Raw genomic sequence first — 14,935 nt, forward strand, 5'->3', positions numbered from 1 at the left:
GCTTACGAGGGCGCCAAACTCGCCGCTAAAGACGACAGGCGCAACCGGGCTCGCCTATTCGGCGGCCTGGACCGTCGGATCGGCCGGAGTCCGCCCCGCATTGTAGACCTCAAGGTCGAGTATCCCCTCGCGCTTGGCGACGATGGTTGGCACCAGGGCCTGGCCCGCGACGTTCACCGCTGTGCGGCCCATGTCCAGGATCGGGTCGATGGCCAGCAACAGGCCCACACCTTCCAGCGGCAGGCCCAGGGTCGACAGGGTCAGGGTCAGCATCACCGTCGCGCCGGTCAGGCCCGCAGTGGCGGCCGAGCCGATCACCGAAACGAAGACGATCAGGAAATAGTCGGTCAGCCCAAGTTGAAGGCCGAAAAACTGAGCCACGAAGATGGCCGAGATCGCCGGATAGATGGCCGCGCAGCCGTCCATCTTGGTGGTCGCGCCCAGTGGTACGGCGAAGGCCGAATAGGCGCGCGGCACGCCCAGGCTCTGCTCGGTCACCGCTTCTGTCACCGGCAGCGTCCCCACCGACGAGCGCGATACGAAGGCCAGCTGGATCGCGGGCCAGGCGCCGGCGAAGAACTTGATGGGGTTGAGGCCATTGCTCGCCAGCAGCACCGGGTAGACGACGAACAGCACGAGGGCGAGGCCGATATAGATCGCGCCGGTGAAGGCGCCCAGCTGGCCCAGGGTGGTCCAGCCATATTGCGCCACGGCGTTGCCCAGCAGGCCGATGGTGCCGATGGGCGTCAAGCGGATCACCCACGAGAGCACCTTGCGGACGACAACGAGTGCGGAGGAGTTAAAGGCCAGGAAGCCCTTGCCCGCCTCACCCGCCTTCAAGGCCGCAATGCCCGTGACCAGCGAGATCACCAGGATCTGCAACACGTTAAACGAAAGCGAGGTCTTGGCGGCGCCGGCGTCGTTGATTGAGGTCGAAGCCGTCAGGCCCAGCACATTGGCAGGCACCAGACCGGTCAGGAAGTCGAGCCACGAGCCGTTGGTCTTGGGGGCATGGGCCTGGGTCGCCGCGACCGTGGTGTGCAGGCCCGGCTGCAGGATCAGTCCAAGCGCGATGCCGATTAAAACGGCGATCAGGGCGGTGATGGCGAACCAGAACAGGGTGCGCCAGACCAGCCGGGCGGCGTTCTGCAGTTCCGCCAGATTGGCGATGCTGGCGACGATGGCCGTGAACACCAGCGGCGGCACCAGAACGCGCAGCAGCTGGACGAAGATCGATCCGATCTGGCGCAGGGTCTCGGCGAGCACAAAGCCCGCCTCCCCTTTCGCCGGACCCAGTTCACGGGCCAGCAGACCAAGGCCTAGGCCGATGACCATGGCGATAAGCACCTGGAAGCCGAAGCCGCTGATAAAGCGGGATTTGGAAGTCGCGGCGGCCATGGTCGATCCTGAAAACTGTCCTGGACGCTAATGTCGTGCGGATAAGTGGGCTTTACCAGCACGGTTTTTCAAGGATCGGCTTTAGCAAAGCTGAGGCATGGGCGGCGCATGTCAGCGCGCAAACAGCAGATCCGACCAGCGCCAGGTGCGAGATCCCAAAGCTAGGCGCGGAGCGCCGGGGCCGTCCTTCAGGGAGATCAGCACCAGCCCCCGCACCGGCTCGGCGCGGCAGGCCTCGGGAGCGAAGGCTACCTCCATGGCGATGGCCTGACGGATGCCCGCCAACCCCTTGCCCTCCTGGGTATTGGTCCTCACCCAATCGCCGTCCCAGACCAGGATCGCGCGGCCGGCCCGGATGGTCTCGGGATGGGCGGCCGCTACGGCGGCCTGCACGCGGGGGTTCTTGCGCAGCGCTATCTGCAGCAGGCGCACCATGTTGCACCCTGCTCCGCCACCTGAGCCGGAGCCAGCGGTGGCCGCGCCGACCAGGTCGGAGTCGCCTAGCCCGACCACCAGTTCGGGCGTCGCCACCTTGGCCGCCTGGATCGGCTCGATATCAGGCGGCGCAGCGGTCGGCCGAGCGGGACTGCGCGGCCGGGCGGCCTTGGCGGGCGATGGCTCTTCCGTCCTCGGAGCTGTTTCGGGCGGAGGCGGTGGAGGTGGCGGCGGCGCAGGCGGCTCGACCATCGAGACGATGATCGACTCCGGCTCGACCGGCGGCGAGGCGGGACGCGACAGCAGGAGACCACCAAGCGCCAGAACGTGAGCGGCGACGCTGACCGTCACAGCCAGAAGGCGGCCTCGTCCGGCGTTCTTACGGCGCGCCGTTTCTAGGCCTGGCGGTCGTCCGCTCATCGCAAATCCAAGGCTGACCTGTACTCGTCGATCCTTGGAAATCATGCCCCCGCGTCAGGATCGTGGCGCCATTAAATGCCGAAACGCCCGCCGACACTTGAGGTGTCGACGGGCGTTCATGAGCTTGGCCGAAGTTTAGTGGCCGCCGACCACTTCCTCGGTGATTTCGTGCACCGGCGCCTTTTTGGCGGCGAGCGCGAACCACAGGACATAGACGTAGCAGACCAGCGGCGCGGCGAAGGCCAGGGCCTTCGAACCGGTCGCTTCCTCGATGGACGCAAAGATCAGCGGCAGCACGGCGCCGCCGACGATGGCCATGCACAGCAGGCCCGAGGTCGCCGAGGTCGGCGCCGAGGACCGCTGCAGGGTCAGCGTGAAGATGGTCGGGAACATGATCGAGTTGAACAGGCCGATCAGCAGGGCGGCAAAGGCCGGGATCAGACCGCTGGTCAGCGGCGCCTGGGCCAGGAACAGGTTCAGCACGCCGGTGGAGGCGGTCGGGACCATGTCCTTGGTGAAGATCACGACCAGGCAAAGGGCAATCGCGCCCAGAGCCACGACCGTCAGCAGCACATAGTCCTTCACCGCCTTCAGCAGGGCCGAGCCGGCGAAGCGGCCGATCATGGCGAACACCATGTAGAAGGTGGTCAGCTTGCCCGCCTGCTCGGCCGAGATGTTGAGGACGTTAGTCTGCTCCAGAAACAGCAGCAGGTTCAGCGAGATCGCCACTTCGGCGCCGACATAGACGAAGATGCCGAACGCGCCGAGATTGGCCCACTTCGACTTCAGGGCGCTGAACGGGCTGACCAGCTTGCCGGTTTTCGGCGCCGCGTCGGTGATCCGCTGGCGCACCAGGAAGATGGCCAGGATGAACAGGGCCAGGCCCACGCCGATGGCCAGATAGACGTTCGAGACGAAGCCCAGAGCCTGCTCGCGCATGGCCTGGGTGACGACGATGTCCTTCTCGAAGATTTCGCCCTTGAGCAGGAAGTTGGCGCCGAACCACAGGCCACAGGCCGCGCCCAGCGAGTTGAAGGCCTGGGACAGGTTCAGCCGGAACGAAGAGTCCTCGGGCTTGCCCAGCGAGGCAATCAGCGGGTTGGCGGCCACCTGCAACAGGGTGATGCCCGAGGCCATCACGAAGAGCGCGGTCAGCACCAGGCTATAGGTGTGCAGCTGGGCGGCCGCGATGGCGATGAAGCAGCCCGCGACGATGCCGCCCAGGCCGACCATCACGGACCTGGCGTAACCGAACTTGGACAGGAACGCCGCCGAGGGCAGCGACATCAGTCCATAGGCGATGAAGAAGGCGAAGCCCGTCAGGTTGGCTTCGACCGGGCTGAGGGTGAAGACCGTCTTCATGGTCTTCAGCAGCGGGTCCAACAGATTGGTGACCAGCGCCCAGATGAAGAACAGGCAAGTGATATAGACGACGGCCAGGGCGACGCCCTTGCCCTTTTGGGCTGTTGCAGCGTTAGCCATCGTTCAGACCTCGTTCCGCGACGACCGGCTTTCCGCCGATCCGTTCACTGTGGCGCACGTCCTCGCGCCGTAACCCAAGCCTGTCATGATTCACTCCCCTGTCCGTCTTCGCGGGACGCGGCATTGCGTCCAGACGTGACAACGTTGTCAAGAGAGGGTGCGCCGCAGCATGGATTTGGGAGGGTTCTGAAGGCGGAACCAAACGCTTCACTCACGGTTAAACAGCCTAGCTTGGGAGAGCTATCATGACCAACCTCGTCATCATCCTGACATCGGGAATTTTCGCGATTGCGGCCTTCATCGGCCTCGTCGATCTGTTCGTGCATCTGGTCTGCTGGAGCGCCAGGTCGCTACGCACGCCGGACGCCCTTCAAGAGCACCAAGGCGAGGCCCTTCAACGGCCCGCGCATGGAATTACAGCATAGGTCCGGGTGGTAAGCCACCGCCCGGGAAACTCCAGCCCATAGGGCTGGCTCGCGGTCCAGACGCGGCCGCGCAAGGCCGGATCGAGGGCTGCATCAGGGTCCATCGGCGCGATGATCCAGGCCGGGGCGTCGCTTGCCGCGCACAGACCCGACACCTGACGCAACCTCGGCATCTTCGGCGTCGATGGCGCGGCGCCGAAGGGCGTCTTCCAGTCCTCGCCCACCAGATCAGCGGCGATCAGGCGGTCGATTCGGTCGGTCAGCACGACCGCCAGTGGCCGTGACAGCACCACGCCCGCGCCCTGAAGTTTGCTGGCCCAACTGGCGCGCCCGGCCAGGGTCCAGGGCTCGACGCTGCCGGCCAGCCACAGCAAATCGCCGGGACGTTCCGCCAACATCGCTCGCAGGTGAGGATCGTGACCCGAATCGCGTTCGCGCACGAAGCCTGGGCGACTGTCCCACAGCGCCAGGGCCAGTATAGCCAGAAGCACAGCGCCCAGGATCGCCGACCACGGCTTCAGCAAGACCGGCCATCTGGCCAGGACCAGCGCCATAGCGCCGGCGACCCAGCCGGGCAGGCCGCTGTTCCAGATCAGGCCGGGGCCGGCGCCCTGCCCCTCCGGCAGAATGGCCAGGCCCTGTTGCAGCCCCCTGAGCCGGACCACCGCCCAGGCCAGGATCAGCACAGCGGTCAGGCCGATCATCACCCGCCTTGCCAGGTTCGGCGCGCTCCAGACGGCGCGGTCGCCGATCAGGACGGCGCTCAGCGCCAAGGCGGCGGCTATCACGGCGAACACGCCCCAGCCGATATAGGTCCAGCCCACCACGAGGGCGCATACGGCCAGCGCGCCCGTCGGGCCACGCCCTGCAAGCTCGCGCACGCAGATCGCCAGACCGCCGGCGGCCAGAACCGCCATCAGGGCCAGGGTCCGCCAGGCTTGGACCTGTATCGGCAGCACCAGCGACAGGCTGTCGGCCGCCCCGGCAAAGCCGACGCCCAGCAATCCGGCGATCAGGGCGCCTGTCATCAGGCGACGGATGGGACCCAGGCTCAAGGCGGCGGCGAGACCCAGGGTCACGGCTTGCACGGCGACGCGGCCCCAGGCCTCGGCTGGCCACAGGGAAACGAAGACCACCGGGCTGCGCGCCTGGCTGATCGCTCGCCAGGCCGGGTCCATGACCTGCAAGAGCCGCTCGGCGACCGGCAGGCGCAAGGCCGCAGCGACAGCCAAGACGACCGCTCCGAAGAGGCCGGCCAGCAGCCAGCGGCGATCTTCCAGGCACAGGGCCACGAACAGGACAGCGAGGCCGCACAAGGCCATGATCGGGTGCAGGGCGAGGGCCGCGACCAGCATGCCGCCGGCCAGCCATCGTCGGTCACAAAGCCATGCCGCGAGGGCCGCCATGCCGACAGCCTCAACCAGAATGCGCGGGGTGGCGAAGGCTTCGCCATAGGCGAACACTTCATGCGAGCCGTAATAGGGAGCGACGGCGACGACTAGGATCGTCGCGGCGCGACGCCAGACGATGGGAAGGTCGGCCAGCAGCCGCGACATCAGCAACAGCAAGGCCGCCAGCCACACGGCCAGACCCAGAGCGCTGACCAGCATCACGGCCGTGTTCAGTCCCAGCCCGCCGACCAGCCAGGCCAGCACCGGCGTATAGACGCTGAAGCCGAACTGGCCGTCATGGGCGAAGATCAGGTCGCGGCCGACGCCCTGCGGGTCCAGCCGCGCCAGGGCGTCGCCGAAATACAGCCGGGCGTCGTGGCGCAGGCCCAGATGCACGCGGCTCAGAGCCACAAGCGACGCAGCGACCGCCAGGAACGCCCAGCGGCCGATCCGCGAGGTCGCTTGTTCGCTCACGCCCCCAAAACTCAAGAGAGGGCGCGAGGCGCGCGGAACAGCAGCGCCCGCCGGACGGTGAAATTGAAGATGAAGACCAGACCCGCCGTCGGGATCTTGGCCAAGCCCGGCGCCATGGCCAGCCGCTCGACCCACAGGGCCATCAGCAACTGGGTGAGGACGAGGCCGGCGATGCCGACGCCGAGAAAACCGGCGAACTCCCGCCGCCGGTCGGCGATCGGGCGATGGCGAAAGACCACCGAGACGCTCAGGAAATAGGTCACCGCGATGCCGGCGGAAAAGCCGACGGCCGTGGCGAACAGGTAGTTCACGCCCGCCCCGTGCAGTGCCAGTAGCAAACCCCAGTCCACCGCCAGGGCGGCTGCGCTGGCCAGGCCGTAGAGGCCCAGCTCGCGCAGACCGACCGGCAGTCGGCGCCAGAGGTCGGCCAGGATCGTCATGCTCAGGCGGCGACCTTGCGCGGCGCCGCGCGTTCGCTGCGCAGGGCCTCGCGTGCTCCCGAGACGCCGGCCTCGCCGTATTCGGCGTCCTCGTTGACGTCCCAGACGTTGTGGATCGTCTTGCCGGCGATGATGTTCTCGGCCGTCAGCAGGCCGGTCATCATGGCGTGGTCCTGATTGTTGTACTTGTGCATGCCGTTGCGGCCGACCAGATGCAGGCCCGGGAAGTGCATCTTCAGGTCCAGGCGGATCATCTTGATGTGCTCGGCATAGGCGTCGTCATAGACCGGATAGGCCTTGTGCTGGCGCACCACGCAGGCGTCGTAGACCTCGTCGGGATTCATCAGGCCGATCTTGGCGATCTCGCGCTTGGCCTGGGCGACCAGGTCCTCGTCGGTCGAGGTCCACAGACCGTCGCCCTCGAAGCAGAAATATTCCAACCCCAGGCAGGTCGAGACGCCGTCCGGGATCATTTCGGGCGACCACGAGCGGAAGTTCTGCACCCGGCCGACCTTCACCGAGGGGTCGTGGATATAGATCCAGTTGTCGGGCAGTTCCTTCTGCGGCTTGCCGATCAGCACCACGGTGATGAAGTCGCGATACATCAGCTCGCCGGCGTGGAACAGGCTGATCGGCGTCGGCGACACGGCCTGCATCAGCTCGCGCAGCGGGGCCGAGGAGACCACGTCGTCGGCGGTGTAGATCTCGACCGTCCCATCGGCGCGGGTCACCGAAACGGTCCAGATCTTGGCCATCTTGTCATAGTGCAGGCCATCGACCTTGCGGCCCATCCGCAGCTGACCGCCCAGGGCCAGGATCTTGTCGGCGCAGGCCTCCCACATCATGCCGGGGCCCTTGCGGGGATAGCGGAAGCTCTCGATCAAGGTCTTGGGCGAGCCCTGGCTGGTCTTGGCCTTGACGCCGAGCGAGCGCTTGACGCCGTCGACGATGGCGGCGGCCAGGTCCAGGCCCTTGATGCGCTGGCTGGCCCAGTCGGCCGAGATCTCGTCGCAGCTCATGCCCCACACCTTCTCGGTGTAGGTCTTGAAGAAGATCGAAAACAGCTTCTCGCCGAACTGGTTGCGCACCCACTGGTGGAAGGTGGTCGGGTCCTTGATCGGGCGAGCCTTGGCGAAGCCGAACGAGGCCATGCAGCGCGCGGCTGTCCAGATCCCCAGATTGGCCAGGGCCTCGAAGGCCTTCAGCGGATAGGCGTAGAACTTCTCGCGGTAATAGATGCGCGACAGGCGCGGCCGGTCGATGAAGTCGTCCGGCAGGATCTCGTTCCAGAGATCAACCACCTCTTTGCTCTTCGAGAAGAACCGGTGTCCGCCGATGTCGAACTTGAAGCCCTTGTAGTCGACGGTGCGACTGATGCCGCCCACATAGACCGGGTCCATCTCCAGCACGGTCACGCCCCGCCCGGCCTTGGCCAGGGTGTAGGCGGTCGTCAGGCCCGCGGGGCCGGCTCCGATCACCAGGGTCTCGACGTGCTGGGCCATGTCCATTCCAATCCCGTTTGCAAGGTCAGGATGCAGGAGACTTGGTTAAGGCCGGGTCGCGAGGTGTGGTGAATCCCGGTTAATTGTGAACGTGGGTCGATGGGTCGCGGCGGGGCACGGGACACAGCTTCGCTGCTTCACGCGGTTGACCGCTGAAGAGATGGGAAGGGTCGCGGAGCGTCCGGGCCTCGCCCGGATGAGGGAGTAGTGAATACCGTTTCGACGAAGACAGACGCTCCGCGTGATCGTTATCCCTCTGGCCGGGGTGCGCAGGCCTGTTCAGCCTTTTGCCCCACCCAGGCTTCTCCCCTTCGAAACCGGACCCAGCCCTTGAGCTGCAGCCTCGGCTCTCCCGGAAGCCCGGAGCGAACCTTCGGACGGGCGGAGGCTTTGGCTGTCCTCCGATGGGCGGGTTTACGTCCCCCGCCCTCCTTTAAGCACGCCGGCACGGACAATCGTCCGACCGGTGGCCCCGCTCGATCACCCCTGACAGCCGTCGCTGGTCGCCGGCCGGACGCCCTTCCCGTGCTGTCAGGTGAGATTGATTATGCGGGCGGTTTCAGCGCGGGGGACTGGCGCGCTCCATTTATTTTTAGAGCGTTGGATTTGCTAGGCTCTATCCCGGACTGTTCGGGGACTGAGGGCAGCCCATCCCCTCTCTTGCCCTACAAAACCTTTGTCATCCCGGACGCGCCTTGGCGCGAGCCGGGACCCAGGGGCCGGCGCATTGCGGTCGCCCCTGGGTCCCGGCGCTCCGCTGCGCTACGGCCGGGATGACAAGAGTTTGTATGGTTGTAAGGAGCCCCGCCCCCCTTCGCGCCGAAGGGAGCCATCCCTAAATCTCACGGCGAGACGATCGCCGGACTGGCAAGGTCTCTCCGCCGACACCGGTCTCCGACCGGCCGCGCCGCGGCGGCCCAGAGGGCCGTCCTTGACAGACCTTTCCAGTCCGGCACGCTCCAGCCTCCAAGAGATTTAAGGATGAGCGGGGTGCAGAGCGTCCGCTTGTGGGGCATGAAGCCGGGGTCGCTTACGACCCCTATGCGGACCCGGTGTGTCGGGCTCAGACACTAGAGCCTTTTCCGACCTGATGGCTTTATCAGGGTCGGGCGAAAAGGGCTCTAAATCAGAAGTTTAGAGCATTTTTCGATCCGATAACCGTTTCACACTTATCGGAAAATGCTCTAGGCCAACACGTCGATTTCCAAGCTCGGATACACAGTCTCTCTGATGAGCCGGATTGCTCGCACCTGAACATCGACAACGGCGGGCGTTGCTTCCACCTCGGCGACAACCGCCGGGTCCATCGTCCCGTCACGATCGGGACGGGCGAGTGTAAGGTGCGTGCGATCGAAAGTCTGAGTCGGAAAGTCGACTGACGCCGCCAAAGCGTTCAGCCGATCTCGCAGGCGGTGGATCGGGCCAGGCTGATGCGGCGTGGACAGGATGAGCGCCGACGGCGCGATCCTAATTTCCAGAAAGCGGATAGACACAGCATTAGCGGCTTCCACAGACAACTCCTGGCGCACGAGAGGTTCCAACCTCTTCCAAATGGCCTCTTTGTCGTTGCTCACCCATCGGGCGGGGATGATCGAGAAGACGGAGACATGCATCGTATGTGGCGGTGTGGGGCGCATTATGCCTCCGCACCGACGCCGCACACGATCCTGGACATCGGCAAGGCGTGCCAGGCTTTCTTCATCGAAGAGCGCTTGGATGTTGTAGGCCAGACAAGGCTGGCCCCACATGGGATCGCGGCGGAGATGGAATTGGGACATTGCGGTGAGGCTAACATTTGGCTGAGTGGTGCCTAGGTCTGTCCCCACCCGTTGCGGACCGGGTGTAGGTCCGGTCCCGGGCCTGGCGATGATGGCTTTCAACCTTGAGCGGAAGTTTGAGCTACTCGTCCGTTGGCCACGCCGAGACGTCGTCGACGGGTTGAGGCAAGCGGCCCTCCAGCCAATCCGCAACCGTCCCCGGCTTCATGGCTTTATCCCGGCACTCGACGAGCCAACAGAGGTAGTCGCGCGGTCCGCCATTTAGATATGGCGGCGGCGACACCGGCTTGAACACGGTCGGAAGGCGCTCGGAGAGGGATAACTCGTTGAGGACGTAGCCAATCTCCTGCACGGCGTTCCATGCGAGAGGATGGTCGATATCCAGCGATAGCTTCACCCACCATCCGCCTTCGTCGCTACCCGTACCAAATCCGCCCCACGGTGTTTCATTGGTTTGGACAGCAGGGATTCTCGCGAGGAATGCGAGCAACTTCAGAAAGCTTGGATCGTGCTTAGTTGGCGTAGTCATGTCGCCAGGATACCTGACGAACGTCTGAGAACCACCCCACAGCCGACCTTCGATCTGTCCGCTCCCCCCTACTCCGCCAGAGCGTCCCGCTCCCACGCCAGATACTCCGGCGTCTGCAGCAACCGATCACAGTACTTCTGCGCAAGCCCCGTATCGCCGTAGTCCCCCAGCCTCACCCCGTAGGTCACAAACCGCGTCGCCACCGGCGTGTAGAACGCGTCCGCAATCGACCACGCCCCCAGCAGGAACGGCCCGCCCGAGCGCTCCAGCAGCTGGTTCCAGCGGGCTGCGATCTTGCGGATGTCCTTCTGGGCCGCCTCGGACAGGTCGATGATCTTGTCGCGGGCTTCCAGCTCCATCGGGCACTCGGTGCGCAGGGCGCCGAAGCCCGAATGCATCTCGGCCGCCACTGAGCGGCCCAGGGCCCGCAGGGCCTTGTCCTTCGGCCACAGGCCGGCGTCCGGGAACGCCTCGGCCAGATATTCGCAGATCGCCAGCGAGTCCCAGAGCACCAGGTCGCCGTCCTTCAGCACCGGCACCAGATTGCTGGGCGAATGCTTGCCGATCTCCTCCGAAAGCCCGACCTGACGCAATTCGATCAGGGTTTCCTGGAACGGCGCGCCGGTGTGCTTGAGCGCCAGCCACGGACGCATCGACCAGCTGGACCACTTCTTGGTGCCGATGACGATTTCCATGGATGCGCTCCTGCAAGAGATGGCGGGTAGTCATTCCGCTTAGCCTGCGTCTAAGGTGGCCACAACAATTAGAACAACTGTTTGAGGGAGCGCGCTCATGGTGGATACGGCCACACCGTCGCCGGTTATCAACCCCGTCTCATCCGGCTATCGTCGCTACGCCCTTTGGGTGCTGCTGATCATCTACACCCTGAACTTCCTGGACCGGCAGGTCGTCAATATCCTGGCCGAGCCGATCAAGCGCGACCTCGGTCTGGCCGACTGGCAGCTGGGCATGATGACGGGCCTGGCCTTCGCGATCTTCTACACCGTGCTGGGCATTCCGATCGCCCGCATGGCCGAGACCAAGAACCGGCCCTACATCATCGGCGCGTCGGTGGCGGTCTGGAGCGCCTTCACGGTGCTGTGCGGCTTCACCCAGAACTTCTGGCAGCTGATCCTGATGCGGATCGGCGTGGGCGTCGGAGAGGCCGGCTGCACGCCGCCCGCCCACTCGCTGATCACCGACTATGTGCCCAAGGAGAAACGGGCCAGCGCCATCGCCTTCTATTCGATCGGCACGCCGCTGGGCACCCTGGTCGGCATGGCCATGGGCGGCCTGGTTGCCGACGCCTATGGTTGGCGCGTGGCCTTCATGATGGCCGGCGCGCCGGGGATCCTTTTCGCCCTGGTGGCGGCCTTCACCCTGATCGAGCCCCGCCGACAACTCGCTGCCGACATCGCCGCGCGGGCCAGCGCGCAGATCAGCTTCAAGGCCGCCCTGGCGGTGCTGGCGACCAAGAAGACCTTCTGGCTGGTGGCCCTGGCCGCCTCGATCAAGGCCTTCATCGGCTATGGCTACGCGCCGTTCATCGCGTCGTTCTTCTTTCGTAATCACGGGGCGGAGATCGCCCAACTGGCCGCGGGATTTGGCTTGAAGTCGGCGGGCTTTCTGGGCCTGGCCCTGGGGCTGATCGGCGGCACGGCGGGCGTGATCGGGGCCTGGCTGGGCGGGTTTCTGGCCGACCGTCTGGGGGCCAAGGACCTGAGGGCCTATGTGATGGTGCCGGCCATCGCTTCGGTGATCACCATTCCGATCTTCATCACCGCCGTCAGCCTGAACGCCCCGATGCCCGCCATCGGCCTGCTGGCGATCAACGCCCTGCTGGGCACCCTGTGGTACGGACCGGTCTACGCCACGGCCCAGAGCATCGTCGAACCCCATATGCGGGCCACGGCCTCGGCCGTGCTGCTGCTGGTCATCAACCTGATCGGCCTTGGTTTGGGGCCGGTGGCCGTGGGCCTGCTCAGCGACGTGTTGGCCGGCCCCGGCGGACTGGGCGAAGCCCAGGGCGTGCGCTGGGCGCTGATCCTGTCGGCCGGCCTTGGTCTGGTGGCGTTCGGCCTGTTCTGGCAGGCCAGCAAGACCATCCGCGAGGACATGGTGGCCTAGGGGTGTCGGCGCGGCCTCCGCCAACCCGCCCTTGACTTCCGTAGCGAAAGAAAACGAACCTCTTGGCAAATCTCCAGAGAGCGCGCGCGTGGCCACCTATACCGAACTGACCGCCGCTATCGCCGACACGGCCGCCGGCCACGCCGTCGAGGTCACCGAAGACTGGCGTCAGGGCCGCACCACCTATGGCGGACTGTCGGCGGCCTTGTGCCTGGAAGCCGCAATGCGGGCCCTGCCCGAGGCCCCGCCCCTGCGCTCGGGCCAGTTCGCCTTCATCGGTCCGGCGGCCGGAGAGCTGGCCCTGGAGACCAGAGTGCTGCGCCAAGGCAAGTCGACCCTGTTCGTCGGCGTCGATCTGATGGGCGAGCAGGGGCTGGCCACCCGGGCCATCCTGACCTTCGGCGCGGCGCGGGACTCGCTTGTGTCGTACAGCGACCTGCCCTGCCCCGTCGTGGCGGCTCCTCAGGACTGCGAGTTCTTCTTCCCGCCCGGCTCCGGCCCGGGCTTTTCCCGCCAGTTCGAAGTGCGGATGGCCGGCGGCGCGCGACCACTGTCGGGCCAGCCGCCGGAATATCTGCTGTGGATTCGCCACCGCGACCCGGCGGCGCGGTCCGTAGCGGCGCTGGTGGCTCTGGCCGACGCGCCGCCACCGCCGGCCATGACCCTGTTTCCGAAATTCGGGCCGATCTCGACCATGACCTGGTCGCTCGACATCGTGGGCATGCCCGCGGAAGACGACGACGGCTGGCGTCTGCTGCGCAGCACCGCCGAGATGGTCGGCGACGGCTATTCCACCCAAGGCATGATGCTGTGGGACGCAGCCGGCCAGCCGCTGATCGCGGCGCGGCAAAATGTGGCCGTCTTCGTCTGAGGGCGCGGGAGGGGCTTGGCGGCGACGGGGTTTTGGCTCCATCCTCCAGCCGCTCGGCCGACCTGTAACCTCGGCCCGCGTGGGGATATCGCATGACCAAGATCGCCTGCCTGGCCGGAGCGGCCGTCGCCGCCCTTTTGGCGACCAGCGCCGCCGCCCAGACCTCTGAAGAGGCAACAAAGGCCTATCTGGCTGAGATCAAGGCGAAGAACGACATCCTGCACGCGGTGATCGCCGTAAACCCCGCCGCCGTGGCCGACGCCAGGGCCCGCGACGCCGAGCGCAAGGCCGGCAAGGTTCGCTCGGCCATCCACGGCCTGCCGATCCTGCTGAAGGACAATATCGAGTCCGCCGAGCCGCTGGCCACCACCGCCGGCTCGCTGGCCCTGAAGGACAATGTCACCGGCCGCGACGCGCCGCTGGTCAAGGGTCTGCGCGACGCCGGGGTCGTGATCCTGGGCAAGGCCAACCTTTCGGAATGGGCCAATATTCGCTCGAACAACTCGATCAGCGGCTGGAGCGCCGTGGGCGGCACGGTGCGCAATCCCTATGTGCTGGACCGCAGCGCCTGCGGCTCGTCCAGCGGCTCGGGCGCGGCCGTCGCGGCGGGCCTGGCCTGGGCGGCCATCGGCACCGAGACCGACGGCTCGATCACCTGCCCGGCGGCGGTCAACGGCCTGGTCGGGCTGAAGCCCACCGTGGGCCTGGTCTCGCGCACCCACGTCGTGCCGATCAGCCACAGCCAGGACACCGCCGGCCCGATGACCCTGACGGTCAAGGACGCCGCCGATATCCTGACTGCCATCGCCGGCTCCGATCCCGCCGACGTCGCGACCAAGGCCGCCGACAGCCACAAGACCGACTACGCCAAGGGCCTGTCGAAGGACGCCCTGAAGGGCGTGACCTTGGCCGTTGCGCGGTTCTATACCGGCTATTCTCCCAAGACAGACGCGGTGTTCGAGCAGGCCTTGGCCGACCTGAAGGCCCAGGGCGCGACGCTGGTCGAGGTGAAGGCGTTCGACGAAGGCCCGATCGGCAAGGCCGAGGGCGTGGTGCTCTATACCGAACTGAAGGTGGATCTGGCCGCCTACCTAGCCTCGACCGACCCAAAGAAGGTGCCGACCCGGACCTTGGCCGACGTCATCGCCTTCAACAAGGCCACGCCCCACGAGTTCGAATGGTTTGGTCAGGAAAGCTTCGAGAAGGCCGAAAAGACCAAGGGCTATAGCGACCCGGAGTACATCAAGGCTTTGGCGGATTCCAAGCGCCTGTCCGGTCCCGAAGGTATCGACAAGATCCTGAAGGACACCGGCGCGGTGGCCATCGTCGCCCCGACCACCGGCCCGGCCTGGACCATCGATCCGCTGAACGGCGACAACTATGGCGGCTCATCGACCACCCTGCCCGCCGTGGCCGGCTATCCGCATCTGACCGTGCCGATGGGCGAGGTTACGGGCCTGCCGGTGGGGCTGTCGTTCATCGGCCCGGCCTGGAGCGAGAAGCTGCTGCTGAACCTGGGCTACGCCTACGAGCAGGCGACGATGAAGCGCAAGGCGCCGACCTTCCTGAAAACGATAGCGCCGTAGTTCATCATTGGCTCTCCCCGGCGAACCGGAGGGCGGCGAAGCCAAAGCCGGGGCCCAGGTCGAGCCCCGGGAGGCCG

General features: G+C 66.0%; 12 protein-coding genes and 2 pseudogenes. 4 read left to right on the plus strand and 10 right to left on the minus strand.

From position 1 onward, the window contains the following. Positions 1-54: 54 nt before the first annotated feature. The 3 genes from ACP69S_RS01695 to ACP69S_RS01705 form a co-directional block, all read right to left on the minus strand. Positions 55-1,398 (minus strand): dicarboxylate/amino acid:cation symporter, encoded by a 1,344-nt coding sequence (locus ACP69S_RS01695; protein ID WP_425994227.1) that lies wholly within the window; start codon positions 1,396-1,398, stop codon positions 55-57. A 111-nt stretch (positions 1,399-1,509) separates the two neighbouring features. Beyond that, a complete protein-coding gene (locus ACP69S_RS01700; protein ID WP_425994229.1) occupies positions 1,510-2,253 on the minus strand; it encodes a hypothetical protein in 744 nt (247 codons plus the stop codon). A gap of 135 nt (positions 2,254-2,388) precedes the next feature. Continuing rightward, entirely contained in the window at positions 2,389-3,735 is a 1,347-nt protein-coding gene (locus ACP69S_RS01705; protein WP_425994231.1) for a sugar MFS transporter, read from the minus strand. A gap of 245 nt (positions 3,736-3,980) precedes the next feature. Here ACP69S_RS01705 and ACP69S_RS01710 point away from each other — a divergent pair, with 245 nt between their 5' ends. After that, positions 3,981-4,160 carry a hypothetical protein gene (locus ACP69S_RS01710; protein WP_425994233.1) on the plus strand — a complete coding sequence of 60 codons (180 nt, stop codon included), beginning with the start codon at positions 3,981-3,983 and terminating at the stop codon, positions 4,158-4,160. Here the strand turns inward: ACP69S_RS01710 and ACP69S_RS01715 are convergent. The 7 genes and pseudogenes from ACP69S_RS01715 to ACP69S_RS01745 form a co-directional block, all read right to left on the minus strand. Next, complete coding sequence (locus tag ACP69S_RS01715; RefSeq protein WP_425994234.1) at positions 4,130-6,025, minus strand: hypothetical protein; 1,896 nt, start codon at positions 6,023-6,025, stop codon at positions 4,130-4,132. The two genes, ACP69S_RS01710 and ACP69S_RS01715, sit on opposite strands and share 31 nt — an antisense overlap. 11 nt (positions 6,026-6,036) lie before the next feature. Next, positions 6,037-6,465 carry a GtrA family protein gene (locus ACP69S_RS01720; protein ID WP_425994236.1) on the minus strand — a complete coding sequence of 143 codons (429 nt, stop codon included), beginning with the start codon at positions 6,463-6,465 and terminating at the stop codon, positions 6,037-6,039. 2 nt (positions 6,466-6,467) lie between these two features. Then, complete coding sequence (locus tag ACP69S_RS01725; RefSeq protein WP_425994238.1) at positions 6,468-7,967, minus strand: NAD(P)/FAD-dependent oxidoreductase; 1,500 nt, start codon at positions 7,965-7,967, stop codon at positions 6,468-6,470. 669 nt (positions 7,968-8,636) lie between these two features. Beyond that, a pseudogene (locus ACP69S_RS01730) lies at positions 8,637-8,752 on the minus strand (hypothetical protein); the annotation flags it as partial. A gap of 399 nt (positions 8,753-9,151) precedes the next feature. Further along, positions 9,152-9,715: a hypothetical protein gene (locus ACP69S_RS01735; RefSeq protein ID WP_425994239.1), complete on the minus strand. Its 564-nt coding sequence runs from the start codon at positions 9,713-9,715 to the stop codon at positions 9,152-9,154. Positions 9,716-9,866: 151 nt separating this feature from the next. Beyond that, positions 9,867-10,274 (minus strand): hypothetical protein, encoded by a 408-nt coding sequence (locus ACP69S_RS01740; RefSeq protein WP_425994241.1) that lies wholly within the window; start codon positions 10,272-10,274, stop codon positions 9,867-9,869. Positions 10,275-10,342: 68 nt separating this feature from the next. After that, complete coding sequence (locus ACP69S_RS01745; protein WP_425994243.1) at positions 10,343-10,969, minus strand: glutathione S-transferase family protein; 627 nt, start codon at positions 10,967-10,969, stop codon at positions 10,343-10,345. 97 nt (positions 10,970-11,066) lie between these two features. Here ACP69S_RS01745 and ACP69S_RS01750 point away from each other — a divergent pair, with 97 nt between their 5' ends. The 3 genes and pseudogenes from ACP69S_RS01750 (at position 11,067) to ACP69S_RS01760 (ending at position 14,858) form a co-directional block, all read left to right on the plus strand. Beyond that, the gene (locus tag ACP69S_RS01750) at positions 11,067-12,401 is read left to right on the plus strand and encodes a spinster family MFS transporter (protein ID WP_425994245.1); all 1,335 of its coding nucleotides are present in this window, start codon (positions 11,067-11,069) and stop codon (positions 12,399-12,401) included. Positions 12,402-12,489: 88 nt separating this feature from the next. After that, a complete protein-coding gene (locus ACP69S_RS01755; protein ID WP_425994247.1) occupies positions 12,490-13,272 on the plus strand; it encodes a thioesterase family protein in 783 nt (260 codons plus the stop codon). Continuing rightward, positions 13,253-14,858, plus strand: a pseudogene (locus ACP69S_RS01760) (amidase). Before ACP69S_RS01755 ends, ACP69S_RS01760 begins: the two are co-directional and overlap by 20 nt. The last annotated feature ends 77 nt before the right edge of the window (positions 14,859-14,935 follow it).

This window comes from Caulobacter sp. DWR1-3-2b1, from assembly GCF_049895765.1.
GTDB lineage: Bacteria > Pseudomonadota > Alphaproteobacteria > Caulobacterales > Caulobacteraceae > Caulobacter.

Excerpts from the sequence above, each read along its gene's own strand:
- ACP69S_RS01695 (WP_425994227.1), bottom strand. The coding sequence starts at position 1,398 with ATGGCCGCCGCGACTTCCAAATCCCGCTTTATCAGCGGCTTCGGCTTC.
- ACP69S_RS01700 (WP_425994229.1), bottom strand. The coding sequence starts at position 2,253 with ATGAGCGGACGACCGCCAGGCCTAGAAACGGCGCGCCGTAAGAACGCC.
- ACP69S_RS01705 (WP_425994231.1), bottom strand. The coding sequence starts at position 3,735 with ATGGCTAACGCTGCAACAGCCCAAAAGGGCAAGGGCGTCGCCCTGGCC.
- ACP69S_RS01710 (WP_425994233.1), top strand. The coding sequence starts at position 3,981 with ATGACCAACCTCGTCATCATCCTGACATCGGGAATTTTCGCGATTGCG.
- ACP69S_RS01720 (WP_425994236.1), bottom strand. The coding sequence starts at position 6,465 with ATGACGATCCTGGCCGACCTCTGGCGCCGACTGCCGGTCGGTCTGCGC.
- ACP69S_RS01725 (WP_425994238.1), bottom strand. The coding sequence starts at position 7,967 with ATGGCCCAGCACGTCGAGACCCTGGTGATCGGAGCCGGCCCCGCGGGC.
- ACP69S_RS01735 (WP_425994239.1), bottom strand. The coding sequence starts at position 9,715 with ATGTGGGGCCAGCCTTGTCTGGCCTACAACATCCAAGCGCTCTTCGAT.
- ACP69S_RS01740 (WP_425994241.1), bottom strand. The coding sequence starts at position 10,274 with ATGACTACGCCAACTAAGCACGATCCAAGCTTTCTGAAGTTGCTCGCA.
- ACP69S_RS01745 (WP_425994243.1), bottom strand. The coding sequence starts at position 10,969 with ATGGAAATCGTCATCGGCACCAAGAAGTGGTCCAGCTGGTCGATGCGT.
- ACP69S_RS01750 (WP_425994245.1), top strand. The coding sequence starts at position 11,067 with ATGGTGGATACGGCCACACCGTCGCCGGTTATCAACCCCGTCTCATCC.